The organism is Gordonia mangrovi, from assembly GCF_024734075.1.
GTDB lineage: Bacteria > Actinomycetota > Actinomycetes > Mycobacteriales > Mycobacteriaceae > Gordonia > Gordonia mangrovi.
This window is the reverse complement of the sequence record NZ_CP102850.1, coordinates 4,666,294-4,679,481: the sequence shown is the minus strand read 5'-3', so window position 1 is coordinate 4,679,481 and position 13,188 is coordinate 4,666,294. Positions and strand designations below refer to the sequence as shown.

9 protein-coding genes are annotated in these 13,188 nt (G+C 68.6%); 4 read left to right on the top strand and 5 right to left on the bottom strand.

Annotation, left to right across the window (positions count from 1 at the left end):
• Positions 1-8 precede the first annotated feature (8 nt).
• Positions 9-1,274, bottom strand: a complete 1,266-nt coding sequence (locus NWF22_RS21235; protein ID WP_258321232.1) for an acetoin utilization protein AcuC — start codon at positions 1,272-1,274, stop codon at positions 9-11.
• 90 nt (positions 1,275-1,364) lie between these two features.
• Here NWF22_RS21235 and NWF22_RS21230 point away from each other — a divergent pair, with 90 nt between their 5' ends.
• Positions 1,365-2,048, top strand: coding sequence for an iron-dependent transcriptional repressor DtxR (locus NWF22_RS21230; RefSeq protein ID WP_160902512.1), 684 nt, complete (start codon positions 1,365-1,367; stop codon positions 2,046-2,048).
• A gap of 49 nt (positions 2,049-2,097) precedes the next feature.
• Here NWF22_RS21230 and NWF22_RS21225 read toward each other — a convergent pair whose 3' ends face one another.
• Both NWF22_RS21225 and NWF22_RS21220 read right to left on the bottom strand, forming a co-directional pair.
• Positions 2,098-3,186, bottom strand: coding sequence for a DUF4192 domain-containing protein (locus NWF22_RS21225; RefSeq protein ID WP_160902513.1), 1,089 nt, complete (start codon positions 3,184-3,186; stop codon positions 2,098-2,100).
• 114 nt (positions 3,187-3,300) lie between these two features.
• On the bottom strand, positions 3,301-4,011 hold the full coding sequence (locus tag NWF22_RS21220; protein WP_258321231.1) for a hypothetical protein: 711 nt from the start codon (positions 4,009-4,011) through the stop codon (positions 3,301-3,303).
• Between the two features lie 183 nt (positions 4,012-4,194).
• On the opposite strand from NWF22_RS21220, the gene NWF22_RS21215 reads away from it, so the two are divergent.
• Both NWF22_RS21215 and NWF22_RS21210 read left to right on the top strand, forming a co-directional pair.
• A complete protein-coding gene (locus tag NWF22_RS21215; RefSeq protein WP_160902514.1) occupies positions 4,195-5,187 on the top strand; it encodes a proteasome assembly chaperone family protein in 993 nt (330 codons plus the stop codon).
• Complete coding sequence (locus NWF22_RS21210) at positions 5,184-7,286, top strand: DEAD/DEAH box helicase (protein WP_160902815.1); 2,103 nt, start codon at positions 5,184-5,186, stop codon at positions 7,284-7,286. The genes NWF22_RS21215 and NWF22_RS21210 overlap by 4 nt, the downstream gene beginning before the upstream one ends.
• Before the next feature lie 23 nt (positions 7,287-7,309).
• On the opposite strand, the gene NWF22_RS21205 is transcribed toward NWF22_RS21210, so the two are convergent.
• On the bottom strand, positions 7,310-8,539 hold the full coding sequence (locus NWF22_RS21205) for an aminotransferase family protein (RefSeq protein ID WP_160902515.1): 1,230 nt from the start codon (positions 8,537-8,539) through the stop codon (positions 7,310-7,312).
• A 132-nt stretch (positions 8,540-8,671) separates the two neighbouring features.
• Here NWF22_RS21205 and hrpA point away from each other — a divergent pair, with 132 nt between their 5' ends.
• Positions 8,672-12,583 carry an ATP-dependent RNA helicase HrpA gene (gene hrpA / locus NWF22_RS21200; protein ID WP_160902516.1) on the top strand — a complete coding sequence of 1,304 codons (3,912 nt, stop codon included), beginning with the start codon at positions 8,672-8,674 and terminating at the stop codon, positions 12,581-12,583.
• Here hrpA and nrdR read toward each other — a convergent pair.
• The gene (gene nrdR / locus NWF22_RS21195) at positions 12,576-13,088 is read right to left on the bottom strand and encodes a transcriptional regulator NrdR (protein WP_202398696.1); all 513 of its coding nucleotides are present in this window, start codon (positions 13,086-13,088) and stop codon (positions 12,576-12,578) included. The two genes, hrpA and nrdR, sit on opposite strands and share 8 nt — an antisense overlap.
• Positions 13,089-13,188 lie beyond the last annotated feature (100 nt).

The window sequence follows — 13,188 nt, the reverse complement described above, 5'->3', positions numbered from 1 at the left end:
GGTCCTGCTCAGTCACGCGGGTCCTCCGGATCAAGTCCGTGCAGCGGGTACACGGCGCGGCGGGTGGCGAGGATGGCTCGATCGGTCTGACGCTGCGCGGCTCCGGTGATTCCCTCGGGTGGGTCCTGCCCGGTGTCGCCGTCCCAGGCGACGTAGTTCACCTTGCCGCCGTCCCCCATCACCCCGACCGGCGGTTGCGAGTAATCCGAGTGCACGGTCTCGGCAATTTGCTCGGCAGTGGCACACCAGGATTCGTTGATCGTGGTGTCGACGTCGACGTCACGGTCGAGGACCACGGCCAGCAGGTGCGTCCAGCTGCGGGGGACGACGTTGACGACTCCGTATCCGCCACCGCCGACCGCGATCCACCGGCCGTCACAGTATTTCTCGGCGAGATCGCGCATCGCCTGCATCGCTGCGCGCTGGCCGTCGACGGTCAGCGCCAGATCGGTCAGCGGATCCGCCCGGTGGCTGTCCACACCGCACTGGCTGATCAGGATCTGCGGCCGGAACGCGTCGAGCACCGACGGAACGATTGCGTGGAAGGCGCGTAACCACAGCTGGTCGGCCACATCCGGCATCAGCGCGACGTTCACGGCGGAGCCGGCCGCCGCACCGTCGCCGACCTCGGTGGGCCAGCCGGTGCCGGGCCACAGGGTGGCCGGATGTTGGTGCAGCGACACCGTCATCACGCGGGGATCGTCGGCGAACTCCACCTGCACGCCGTCGCCGTGGTGGGCGTCGATGTCGACATAGGCGATCCGGTCGAACCCGTTGTCGAGCAGCCAGCGGATGGCGATCGCGCAGTCGTTGTAGATACAGAACCCCGCGGCTCGCGCCTTCATCGCATGGTGCATCCCGCCGCCGATGTTGACCGCGCGACGGACGGAGCCGGAGCCGACCGCCTGTGCGGCCGCCAACGTGCCGCCGACCAGCAGACGAGCGGCCTCATGCATCCCCTCGAACACCGGGTTGTCGGCGTCGCCGAGGCCGAACAGCCGCTCGAGCAGCGGGCCGGCCAGCGATGCGGTTCCCGATCCCACCGCGCGCACGGCGTCGATGTACTCCGTGGAGTGGACCACGGTCAGCGCCGAGTCGTCGATCGCCAACGGCGCGCGGCTGTCGACGCCCTCGAGGACACCGAGGCTCTGCGCCAGCGTCATGGTCAGGGCCAGTCGCACCGGATTCATCGGATGGGTATGAGCCCATTTGTAGCTCAGGAAGTCCTCGCTCCAGATGACCGCCGCCGCTTCGTCGCTCGTGCTCCGCGTCACGGTCCCAGGCTAGTGCCTCACCGTGCGCTCCGGCGCACTTCACCGGCACGGGCCAAGGTACCCTTGGAACCGACGAAGGGACTGCGTACCGTGAACGATCTGGTTGACACCACCGAGATGTACTTGCGGACGATCTACGACCTCGAAGAGGAAGGAATCGTCCCCCTGCGTGCACGTATCGCTGAACGGCTGGAGCAGAGTGGCCCGACCGTGTCGCAGACGGTCGCCCGCATGGAGCGCGACGGATTGCTGCACGTGGCCGGCGATCGGCATCTGGAACTCACCGAGAAGGGCCGGGAACTCGCCGTGGCGGTGATGCGCAAGCATCGACTCGCCGAACGACTTCTGGTCGACGTCATCGGAATGCCCTGGGACCAGGTCCACGAGGAGGCCTGCCGTTGGGAGCACGTGATGAGCGAGAACGTCGAACGGCGTCTGCTCGCCGTGCTCGACAACCCGACGACCTCGCCGTACGGCAATCCGATCCCGGGCCTGGACCAGTTGGGTTTGGACAACACCCCGGCCACCGACGGCGCCACGCGCCTGTCCGACCTTCCGCAGGGCGACCCGGTCGTCGTCATCGTCCGACGGCTGTCCGAACACGCCCAGTCCGACGCCACGTTGATCAGCGACCTCCGAGAGGCCGGTGTGGTGCCCAACGCCCGCGTCACCGTGACCATCGGCCCGGGCCGCGCCACGGTCACCTCTCCTGGCCACGACGGCCTGGAACTGGCCGAGGACATGGCGCATGCGGTCTTCGTCGAGAAGGTCTGACGTCGGTAACACCCGCGGGGGCCAACACCGCTGAACGATCCGTGGATCCTCAGCTCACCTCGCGGTCGAGGCTGGGGCCGGGCATCGGGACGCCGAGCGACTCGGCGACGTCGTAGCACATCGGGATCATCTCCCGAATCGTGGTGGGAGGTATTCCGCCCCGCAGGGCGGTGTCGAGTAAACCCGCCAGCGACCAGTGCGGGTCGGCGGCCAGTGCATGATCGAATGCCACTCCCGCGTATCCGCCCTCACCGTTGACGTAGTGCAGGTACCCGAGCATGGTGGCTGCGCTTGCGCGCCGCGACCCGGTCAGGCGGCGGGCCAGTTCACGCCACAGCGTCTCCGCGGCATGTCGGAAATCGGTGACCGACAACACGAGTGCGGCATCCCGAACCTGCAGGCGCAGCAAGGCCGCACCGAGTCGGGTGACCGCAGCGCAGTCGAGTTGCGGCGGGTGCGCGGGCGACGCGTATGCGATCACCTGGCTCACCAGATCACGCAGGAGCGTGGCGTCGTCGAATCCGTCCACGACCTCTCCGAACTGGTGGTGCGGGCCCACACAATGCGGCAGCGGGCGCAACATCTCTTCCATCTCCGACCGTCGCCCGAGCACTCGCCGACCGGTCTCCACCGCGCGCTGCACGGCCGTCGGACTGCTGTGCGGGTCGCCCAGGCGGCCGCGCAACGAGCCGGTCCGCGCAAGCGGTGGCGTGCTCCAGGTGGGTTCCGGTGCATCCCACACGCGTTGCCAAGGTGCGTTCTCGGCGAACTGCCCGACGACGAATCCGGTGGCGACACCGCCGATTCCGGCGAAACACCGATCCGCGGTCACGCACACCCGCCGGTATCGTTCGGCACCGACCGGGTGCCGGTCGTCGACGATCACGACGACAACCGCGAGTGCCTTCTCACGCGCACAGATCTCGGCGAGACCGTCGAGCACCGTCACCAGTGGTCCGGCGAGATCGCCGGTGTCGTCGAACACCAGATCGTGACGCATGGTGGTCTGCACGGTGTGCGGATCGGATCCGAAGGCCAAGACGATCAACGATCGTTCCGGAATGAAGCCGAGAAGGCCGGGCAGTGCCGTCAGGAGCGACGACGGTGTGAGCGGGCGTGGGCGCTGAGAGGTCGACATGTGCTCATCGTCGAACCCATCGATGCGAGTCCGCGGCCGGATTGTGCCGCTGTGCACAACCGGGCCGGTATTCCACAGGGAGAGTCTGCCGGCGACCGGCTTGCGCGCCCCGGGTCAGCCGAAGGCCGCCGCCACCGCCGAGTCGAACAATGCGTTCAGCGATGCGCCGGCGTCGGCCGACATCGGGTCCGCCCCCTGGTGCCGGTACTCGACGATCACCCGGACACCATCACGTTGCGCCATCACACTGGTCGTGCCGGTGACCAGTGGCGACTCGGAGCCGCCGGTGGTCATGGTCCGACGCAGCGCGGCAGTGGCCAGTCCCGACCGCTGCGGCGCCGGCAACACCTCGGTCATCACGATCGTGACCGCGGTGGGCGCGGATCCGGTGATCGTCCGTGGGCATCGGCGCGCGAGGCCCGTCACCTGATCGAGCGGACGATCGGCGTACGCGACGGCCGAGGTGAACGTGGCAGTCGATGTTGCCGGATCGGGGCCCACCAGCACCACCGCCCCGTCCGCGGACACGCCACGGGGTGTGCAGTCGGGCGGCGTGACGCTGCCGTGTAGCGGTCGTCCGGTCAGATCGGCCAGGGCACCCGGCACCGCCGGTGCCGGAAGTCGGGTCGCGGAGTCCGCCGGGAAGTCGACCGGCGCGACCGAACGCGCGGACAGGTCGGCGCTCCCACCAGCGGTCGCCTCGCCGTCCACCGAACAACCCACGGCGAGGACCGCGAGCGTCACCAGGGCAACCGCACCCCAGGCGACACGCAGCGAAGAGGACGCTCGGCCCAGGCAACCCATCACACCGAACAACTGTGCCACCGACGACTCCCCGGCCCGGCCGCGACACCCCGAACGCCCGGTTGTCCGCGGGAATCCTCGCCCTGCCCGCGGCGTTGGAAGCGGTAACACCACCCATGTGGAGTGGATGCCGGTCGCCCGGGATTGGCCCCGGACACCACCGATGCGAGACACTTGAGAGAACCGACACGAGGAGGCACGACCATGGACGAGCGGCCCGCCGAGCACAGCGCGCTGTACTCGCTGGAGTTCCCCGCGCCCCAGGTCTCGAACGACGAGGGCACCGGGCCGGTGCTGGTCCACGCCCTGGAGGGCTTCGCCGATGCCGGCCACGCCGTCGCTCTGGCCGCGCGCCATATGCGCGACGCACTGGACTCCGAACTCGTCGCGACCTTTTCGACCGACGAACTGATCGACTACCGGTCGCGGCGCCCCACCGTCACCTTCGACGGGAACACTTTCACCGGCATCGAGATGCCCAGCCTCACCATGCACGCCATCCGCGACACCAACGGGCGTCCGTTCCTGCTGTTGGCCGGTTCCGAGCCGGATCTGCGGTGGGAACAGTTCGTGGCGGCCGTACGCGGACTGGTGGAGCACTTCGGGGTCTCCGACGTCATCGGGCTGAACGCGATCCCGATGGCGGTGCCGCACACGCGCCCGGCCTCGCTCACCGCGCACGGCAACGACCCCGACCAGCTCGGCGACCTGCCCCGGTGGGGATCGGAGATGAAGCTGCCGGCGAGCGCGTCGATGCTGCTCGAATTACGGATGAGTCAGCACGACCATCGCGCCTCCGGCCTGTCCGTGCATGTGCCGCATTACCTGTCCCAGACGGACTACCCGGCCGCATCCGCCCGACTGTTGACGGCCGTCGGCGAACTGACCGGCCTGCAGATTCCCGTCGCCGCACTGGACAATGCGGCCGCGAAGGTGCGCGAACAGGTCGACAAGGAAGTCGACGGCAACGCCGAGATCGAAGGGGTCGTGCAGGCCTTGGAGTCGCAGTACGACACCTTCGCCCAAGCCCAGGCCCAGCGCGCCTCCCTGCTGGCCGCCGAGGCAGACCTGCCGACCGGCGATGAACTCGGCGCCGAGTTGGAGCGTTTCCTGGCCCAGCAGAGCGGTGACGACGAGTCCGGCGGCGACGAGGGACACGGCGACGACGGACCGGGCGGTTCGCCATCGCCGATCTGAGCGAGACGGTTTCGCGGTACCTCGAACCCGCCGACGACGAGGACACCGCTTTCGAGGTCTTCACCCGATGGTGGGACGCACGCGGGATCGCGCTGTATGCCCACCAGGAGGAATCCCTGCTGGAGCTGATCTCGGGCAACAACGTGATCCTCGCGACACCGACCGGTTCCGGGAAATCGTTGGTGGCCGCGGGCGCCATCTATTTCGCCCGTTGCCGCGGCGAGCGGGCCTATTACACGGCGCCGATCAAGGCACTGGTCAGCGAGAAGTTCTTCGATCTGTGCGCGACCTTCGGCGCCGATTCCGTCGGGCTGCTGACCGGTGATGCCGCGGTCAATGCGGATGCACCGATCATCTGCGCGACCGCCGAGATCGTGGCCAATCTGGCGCTGCGCGACGGCGAGCGCAGCGACATCGGCACGTTGGTCGCCGACGAGTTCCACTACTACGGCGAGCCCGACCGCGGTTGGGCCTGGCAGGTGCCGCTCGTCGAGCTCCCCCACAGCCAGTTCCTGCTGATGTCGGCCACCCTCGGCGACACCTCGTTCTTCGTCGACGACCTGCAACGACGCACCGGGCGCGACACCATCGCGGTGACCGGCACCGAGCGACCCGTCCCCCTTGAGCACAGCTATGCGATCACGCCGATCCACGAGACCATCGAGGACCTCGTGGCGGCCGGACGTGCACCGATCTACGTGGTGCACTTCACCCAGGCCGCCGCGGTCGAACGTGCGCAGGCGCTGATGTCGGTGAAGATCGCCGACAAGACCGAACGCGCCGCGATCGCCGACGCCATCGGCGACTTCCGGTTCCATACCGGGTTCGGCGCGACGCTGTCGAAACTGCTGCGCGCCGGGATAGGCGTGCACCACGCCGGCATGCTGCCGCGCTACCGCCGGCTCGTCGAGCGCCTCGCCCAACAGGGCCTGCTGAAGGTGATCGCGGGTACCGACACCCTCGGGGTGGGCATCAACGTGCCCATCCGCACCGTGCTGTTCGCCGGACTCAGCAAGTACGACGGCACTCGGGTCCGGCGGCTGCGCGCCCGGGAGTTCCATCAGATCGCCGGCCGGGCCGGGCGGGCGGGTTACGACACCGTCGGGTACGTGGTGGTGCAGGCCCCCGAGCATGATGTGGAGAACGCACGGGCCGTCGCCAAGGCCGGCGACGATCCGAAGAAGCGGCGCAAGCTGGTCCGCAAGAAGCCGCCGGAAGGTTTCGTGTCGTGGGGCGAGAAGACGTTCACCCAGCTCGTCGACGCGCCCGACGAACCATTGCGATCGCATTTCCGGATGACCACCGCCATCCTGATGGAGGTGCTGGCCCGCCCGGGTGATTGTTTCGCCGCGCTGCGACATCTGCTCGAGGACAATCACGAACCACGCAGTCGCCAACTGCGCCAGATCCGGCACACGATCGACTTGTTCCGGGGCCTGCGGGACTCCGGCATCGTCGTGCAGCTCGACGCCCCGGATGCCGACGGCAAGAACGTCGCGCTCTCGGTGGACATGCCGGAGAACTTCGCACTCACCAACCCGCTGTCGTCGTTCGCGCTGGCGGCATTCGAGATCCTGGACCCCGACTCGTCGACCTACGCGCTCGACGTCATCTCGATCCTCGAATCCACTCTGGAGGATCCGCGCCAGGTCTTGTTCGCGCAGCGCAAGGTGGCCCGCGACGCGGCGGTCGCCGAGATGAAGGCCGACGGCATCGAGTACGAGGAACGCATGACGCGGCTGGAAGAGATCACCTGGCCCCGCCCACTGCTCGACGAGATCGATTTCGCGTTCTCCGTGTACCGCCGGGGACACCCGTGGGTGGCCTCGTCTCCCCCGTCACCCAAATCCGTGCTCCGCGAGATGCTCGAGCGCTCGATGACCTTCACCGAACTCATCTCCGGCTACGGCCTCGCCCGGAGCGAAGGCGTGGTCCTGCGGTATCTGTCGGATTGTTATCGCGTGTTACGCCACGGCCTGCCGAACACGGTTGTCACCGACGAGATCGCCGAGATCACCGAGCACGTGGGCGCGATGGTCCGCTCGGTGGATTCCAGCCTCGTCGACGAATGGGAACAGCTCACGCACCCGCCCGCCTGATCGTCGACCGGCCGGGGTCCGGGTCAGGACAGCGCGGCGTGCATGCGTCCGGCCAGCTCGCCGACCTCGTCGGTGGTCATCACGAAGGCCGGGGAGATCTGTAGCGCCCCCTGCCCGGCCGCGCGTCCACTGACACCGTGCTCACGCAGCCGCCCCACCATCGGCTGTGCCTGCGCCGGATCGGCCAGTTGCACCGCGGTGACCGCCCCCAGACCGGTACGGACCTCGGCGACCGAATCGAGGTGTGCCAACGGACCCAAGGCGGCGGCCAGGTCCGACTCCAGGCGCGCCGCCTCGGCCAGCAGCCCTTCGCGCTCGATGATGTCGAGGTTGGCCATCGCCGCCGCCGCGGCACCGGCGTGCCCACCGTAGGTGTACCCGTGTCGCCACCAGGTACCACCGGCGTAGAAGGGTTCGGCGAGGTGCGGCGCGATGAACACCGCCCCCATCGGGACGTACCCCGACGTCAGCCCTTTCGCGGTGGTCATCATGTCCGGCGCCAGATCGAACCGCGACGAGGCGAACCACGACTCACCCCCGATGCGTCCGAATCCGGTGACCACCTCGTCGGCGACGAACAACACGTCGTGATCGCGACAGATCTGACGTACCTCCGCGAGATAGCCCTCGGGCGGCAGATAGATCCCGCCCGCACCGATGATCGGCTCACAGAAGAAGGCCGCGATCCGCTCGGACCCGAGGCGCTCGATCAGACCGAGCAAGCTCTTGGCGTTGTCCCACTCCACCGTCTCGGCGTCCGGCATCAGCTCCCCGTAGCCCTCACGGTTCACCGGTATCCCCGCGAGCGCGGTCCCCGCCACGTGCATGCCGTGGTAGGCCTTGGTGCGACCGACGACGATGTTCTTCTCGGGTCTGCCCATCTCGTGCCAATATCGCCGCGCGAGTTTCGCCGCGGTGTCCACCGAGTCGCTGCCGCCCGAGGTGAAGAAGATCTTGCTGCCGGCGACCGGGGCGATCGCGGCCAAGCGCTCGGCCAGCTCGGCGGTCACGTCGGCGGTGAGGTCGCCGAAGCCGGAATAGTGTGCGAGACGGCCCAACTGGTCTGCGACGGCCTGGGCAACCTCGGCTCGCCCGTGACCGATGTTGGTGAACCACAAGCCGGCGGTCGCGTCCAGATACTCGCGACCTTCCGCATCCCAGATCCGGGTACCCTGTCCGCGGGTCACCACGAACGGTCCGTTCGCGGTGACCGATCCCATGTCGGCGAAGCCGTGCCAAAGTGAACCTGCCATGGGTCAATCATGCCGGTCGCCGGGGGTCTCGTCTGAGCCAGGTCATCGGAGTCGGGTCGTCGGTCCCGACGATCGCCCGCGATGTGGATGTGCGCGGGCCCACTCGCGACGACCCCATATCCTGGATGCATCATGCCCGCACCGACCTCCGCCGACCGTCGCGCAGTGCTCGACACGCTCGATGAGCTGACCATCGTCGATGCGCATCGACTGCGCCGTCGGCTGGACAAACTCGGGCGCCAGCCCGAGGCCGCGGCCTGGCAACGGCTCTCCTCCGAGCTGTCGTCGGCGCAGGCACGCGTGCACCGTCGCCGCGCAGCGGTGCCGGTGCCCGAGTTTCCACCGGAACTGCCCGTTTCCGAGGCGCGGTCCGAAATCGCCGCCGCCATCACCGATCATCAGGTGGTCGTCGTCGCCGGCGAGACCGGTTCGGGCAAGACCACCCAGCTACCCAAGATCTGCCTGGAACTCGGCCGCGGAGTCCGCGGAGCCATCGGCCACACCCAGCCCCGGCGGATTGCGGCGAGTTCGGTCGCCCGCCGCATCGCCGAGGAGACGGCATCGCAGATCGGCGACGCGATCGGCTACTCCGTGCGGTTCACCGACCGCGCGGGGGCCGACACCCTCGTCAAGGTGATGACCGACGGCATCCTGCTCCGTGAGATCGCCAGCGACCCGCTGTTGCGCCATTACGACACGCTCATCATCGACGAGGCGCACGAACGCAGCCTCAACATCGACTTCATCCTCGGCTACCTCCGCCGGCTGCTGCCCAAGCGCCGCGACCTCAAGGTGATCATCACCTCCGCCACGATCGAGCCGGATCGGTTCGCCCGACACTTCGCCGACGCCGTCGACGGCGGACAGGTGCCGATCCTCGAGGTCTCCGGGCGCACCTACCCGGTGGAGATCCGCTATCGCCCGTACGGTGACGCGCGCGACCCCGACAGCGACCACCGCGACCTCGATCAGGCGCAGGCGATCGACGCCGCGGTCGGCGAGTTGTGGTCGAATCGGCGCACCGGCGACATCCTGGTGTTCCTGCCCACCGAACGTGACATCCGCGAGACCGCCGATGCGTTGCGGCACCGCGCCTCCGCCGGCGCCGAGATCGTTCCCCTGTTCGCCCGACTGTCCATCGCCGACCAGCAGCGCGTGTTCGCGCCATCCTCCGGCCGCCGCATCGTGCTGGCCACCAATGTCGCCGAGACGTCACTGACCGTCCCGGGCATCCGCTACGTGATCGACACCGGCACCGCGCGCATCTCCCGCTACTCCACCCGTTCCAAGGTGAATCGTCTACCGGTGGAACCGATCTCGCAGGCCAGCGCCCGCCAGCGCGCGGGACGCTGTGGCCGCGTCGCGCCCGGCGTGTGCATCCGCCTCTACGCGGAAGAGGACTTCGACGCCCGTGCCGGGTTCACCGATCCGGAGATCCTGCGCACCAACCTGGCCGCGGTCATCCTGCAGATGGCGTCGCTGCGGCTCGGTGACGTGTCGCAGTTCCCGTTCGTGCAACCGCCCGATGCCCGCGCCATCCGCGATGGCATGGCCGTCCTGACCGAACTCGGCGCGATCCGGGACACCCAGCGCGACGACCACGAGCCGGTGCTCACCCAGGTCGGCCGACAGATGGCCCGCATCCCGGTGGATCCACGACTGGCCCGCATGCTCATCGCCGCTCGGGACGGCGGATGTCTCGACCATGTCCTGGTGATCGCCGCAGCCCTGTCGATCCCCGACGTGCGGGAACGCCCTGCCGAACACCGCGAGGCTGCCGACGCCGCCCATCGCCGGTTCGCCGTACCCGGCTCGGAGTTCCTCGCTCATCTCGAGCTCTGGTCGTACCTGGCCGAACGCCGCCGCGAGCTGTCGGGGAATCAGTTCCGGCGGCTGTGCGAGCGTGAGTTCCTCCATTTTCTGCGGATACGGGAATGGCAGGAACTGCATCGACAGCTCAGCCGGGTCGTGACCGATCTCGACTGGACGGTGCGCGCCACCGAACGCGACGCCGACGCCATCCACCGCGCGATCCTGGCCGGACTGCTCGGCAACATCGCTGTCCGACAGGGCGATTCGCGCGAGTTCCTGGGTGCACGGAACACCACGCTGGCGATCTTTCCGGGGTCATCGCTGGCGCGCAAGCCGCCGCCGTTCCTGATGGCGGCCGAACTCGTCGAGACCTCACGGTTGTTCGCCCACACGGTGGCGGCGATCGACCCGCTGTGGGTCGAGCAGCTCGCGGGTGACCTGGTCCGCCGCAGCTACAGCGAACCGCATTGGTCGGCGAAACGCGGCGCGGCAATGGCCTACGAGCGGGTCACGCTCTACGGTGTCCCGCTGGTGGCGCGCCGCCGGGTGCGGTTCGGCCCCATCGATCCGCCCACCGGGCGGGAGATGTTCATCAGACATGCCCTCGTCGAGGGCGACTGGCGCACCGAGCACGCGTTCTTCCACAGCAACCGCGCACTACTGGAGGCCGCGGCAGACGTCGAGCACCGCGCGCGACGCCGCGACGTGGTGATCAGCGAACAACAGCTGTTCGACTTCTACGATGCGCGCGTCGGCGACGAGGTGGTGTCCGCGCGACATTTCGACAGCTGGTGGAAGAAGGCTCGGCGCGCACAGCCGGACCTCCTCGATCTCCGCCCGGAGGACGTCGCCACCGACGTCGCCGTTGCCGACACCGATTTCCCCGGCGCCTGGCAGCAGGGCGAGACCCGCTTGGAACTGCGCTACCGCTTCGAACCGGGTGCCCCCGACGACGGTGTGACCGTGGTGATCCCGCGGGCGTTGCTCGACCATGTGCGGCCGGCCGGCTTCGACTGGTCGGTACCCGGTTTGCGCGGCGAGCTCGCGACCGAACTCGTCCGGTCACTGCCCAAGGCGCTCCGCAAGTCGATGGCGCCCGCTGCGCGTTTCGCGGATCTCGCGCTGTCCCGGTTGACGCCGCGCGCCGAACCCCTGCTCGCGGGTCTGGCCCGCGAGTTGAGTGCGATCACGACCATGACCGTGGCGCCCGGCGACTTCGCGCCGGAGAAGATCCCGCCTCACCTGACCATGAATTTCGCCGTGGTCGACCGAGACGGCTCGGTCCTCGCCACCGACAAGTCGCTGCAGACGCTCAAGAAGAAGTTCGACGACGTGGGCGAGCAGTCCGAGCCCGCAGAGGTGTTCACCGCATGGACCACCACCGGGATCGGCGACCTGCCTGCTACGGTCACGACAACCGTTGCCGGGCAGTCGATCACCCATCACGTGGGTCTGGATACGGTGACCGACGGGACCGGTCGCCCGATCGGGGTCGCCCGTGGCGAGTTCGGCACACAGGCCGAACGCGACCGCCGCCACGCCGCAGCGGTGGTGACGCTGCTCGACCTCGCGATCGCACCACTGTCGCGCAAGATCACATCGACCCTCGATGCAGCGGGACGCCTGGCGTTGAGTCAGAGCCCCTACCGCGACGTCGACGGACTCGTCGCCGACTGCACCCGACGTGCCATCCGCGACCTCGCAGCCGGCCAGAACCTGATCGCCGTCCGATCGACGGCCGCATTCGGGCGGCTGCGCGACGATCTCGGCCCCCGGGTCGCCGAGCGCGCACCGGACTATTTCGCGACGACAACCGACGTGCTGCGGCGTGTCGCACCGTTGCGGGCGCAGATCGACCGGGTCAGCGGATCAGTGGCTGCCGACGACGTCGCCGAGCAGCTCGAGAATCTGGTCTTCGACGGCTTCGTCGCCGCGACACCACACGAGAAACTCGTCCACGTGCCGCGCTATCTGGAGGCGGCCACCGTCCGACTCTCGGAGTTACCGGGCGCCGCCGCCCGCGACAGTGCGTCGTTGGCCGCGGTCGACCGCGTGGTGACGCAGTGGAATCAGCGTGCCGCGCAGCTGCCTGCGGCCCGACGTGAGGCGCTCGACGAGCATGCCCACTGGCTCGTCGAGGAATTGCGGGTCGGTCTGTTCGCGCAGCGCCTCGGGACCGCCCGGCCGATCTCGGAGAAGCGCGCGATGCGCGCCCTCGATCAGTTCAGCTGAGCCCGTCGGTGGCACTGACGCGATCGTCGGACCCGGCCGATTCCGCGGAGCGCTCGTGGGTGAGGTTGCCCTGGAGGTCGTCGATCTCGCGTTGGAAGTCTTCCAGCGAGTCGAATGATCGGTACACCGAAGCGAACCTCAGGTACGCCACCTCGTCGAGATCGCGGAGCGGTCCCAGGATCGCGAGGCCCACCTCGTTGCTGGGGATCTCGGCCGACCCGGATGCGCGCACCGCATCCTCGACCTGCTGCGCGAGCTTGGCGAGCGCGTCCTCGGCGACATCGCGCCCCTGACAGGCACGACGCACCCCACGCATCACCTTCTCCCGGCTGAACGGTTCGGTCACACCGTTGCGTTTGGCGACCGACAGCACGGCACTCTCGACAGTGGAGAATCGGCGACCGCACTCCGCACATGCACGGCGCCGTCGGATCGCCTGCCCCTCGTCGGCGACACGCGAGTCGATGACCTTGGTGTCTTCGTTCTTGCAAAACGGGCAGCGCATGTCGTCCTCACGCACATCTCGGGACACACCGGCGCGCCGGTCGCCCGCCACGCCGTGCCGGTTCCCGGCCGGACCCTGTGCCATCGAGGATACCGTCAGG

Bases quoted from the DNA above. Each gene is read 5' to 3' on its own strand.
- hrpA (WP_160902516.1), top strand. From the start codon at position 8,672: ATGCCCGCACCGACCTCCGCCGACCGTCGCGCAGTGCTCGACACGCTC.
- nrdR (WP_202398696.1), bottom strand. From the start codon at position 13,088: ATGCGCTGCCCGTTTTGCAAGAACGAAGACACCAAGGTCATCGACTCG.
- NWF22_RS21215 (WP_160902514.1), top strand. From the start codon at position 4,195: ATGGACGAGCGGCCCGCCGAGCACAGCGCGCTGTACTCGCTGGAGTTC.
- NWF22_RS21225 (WP_160902513.1), bottom strand. From the start codon at position 3,186: ATGTCGACCTCTCAGCGCCCACGCCCGCTCACACCGTCGTCGCTCCTG.
- NWF22_RS21205 (WP_160902515.1), bottom strand. From the start codon at position 8,539: ATGGCAGGTTCACTTTGGCACGGCTTCGCCGACATGGGATCGGTCACC.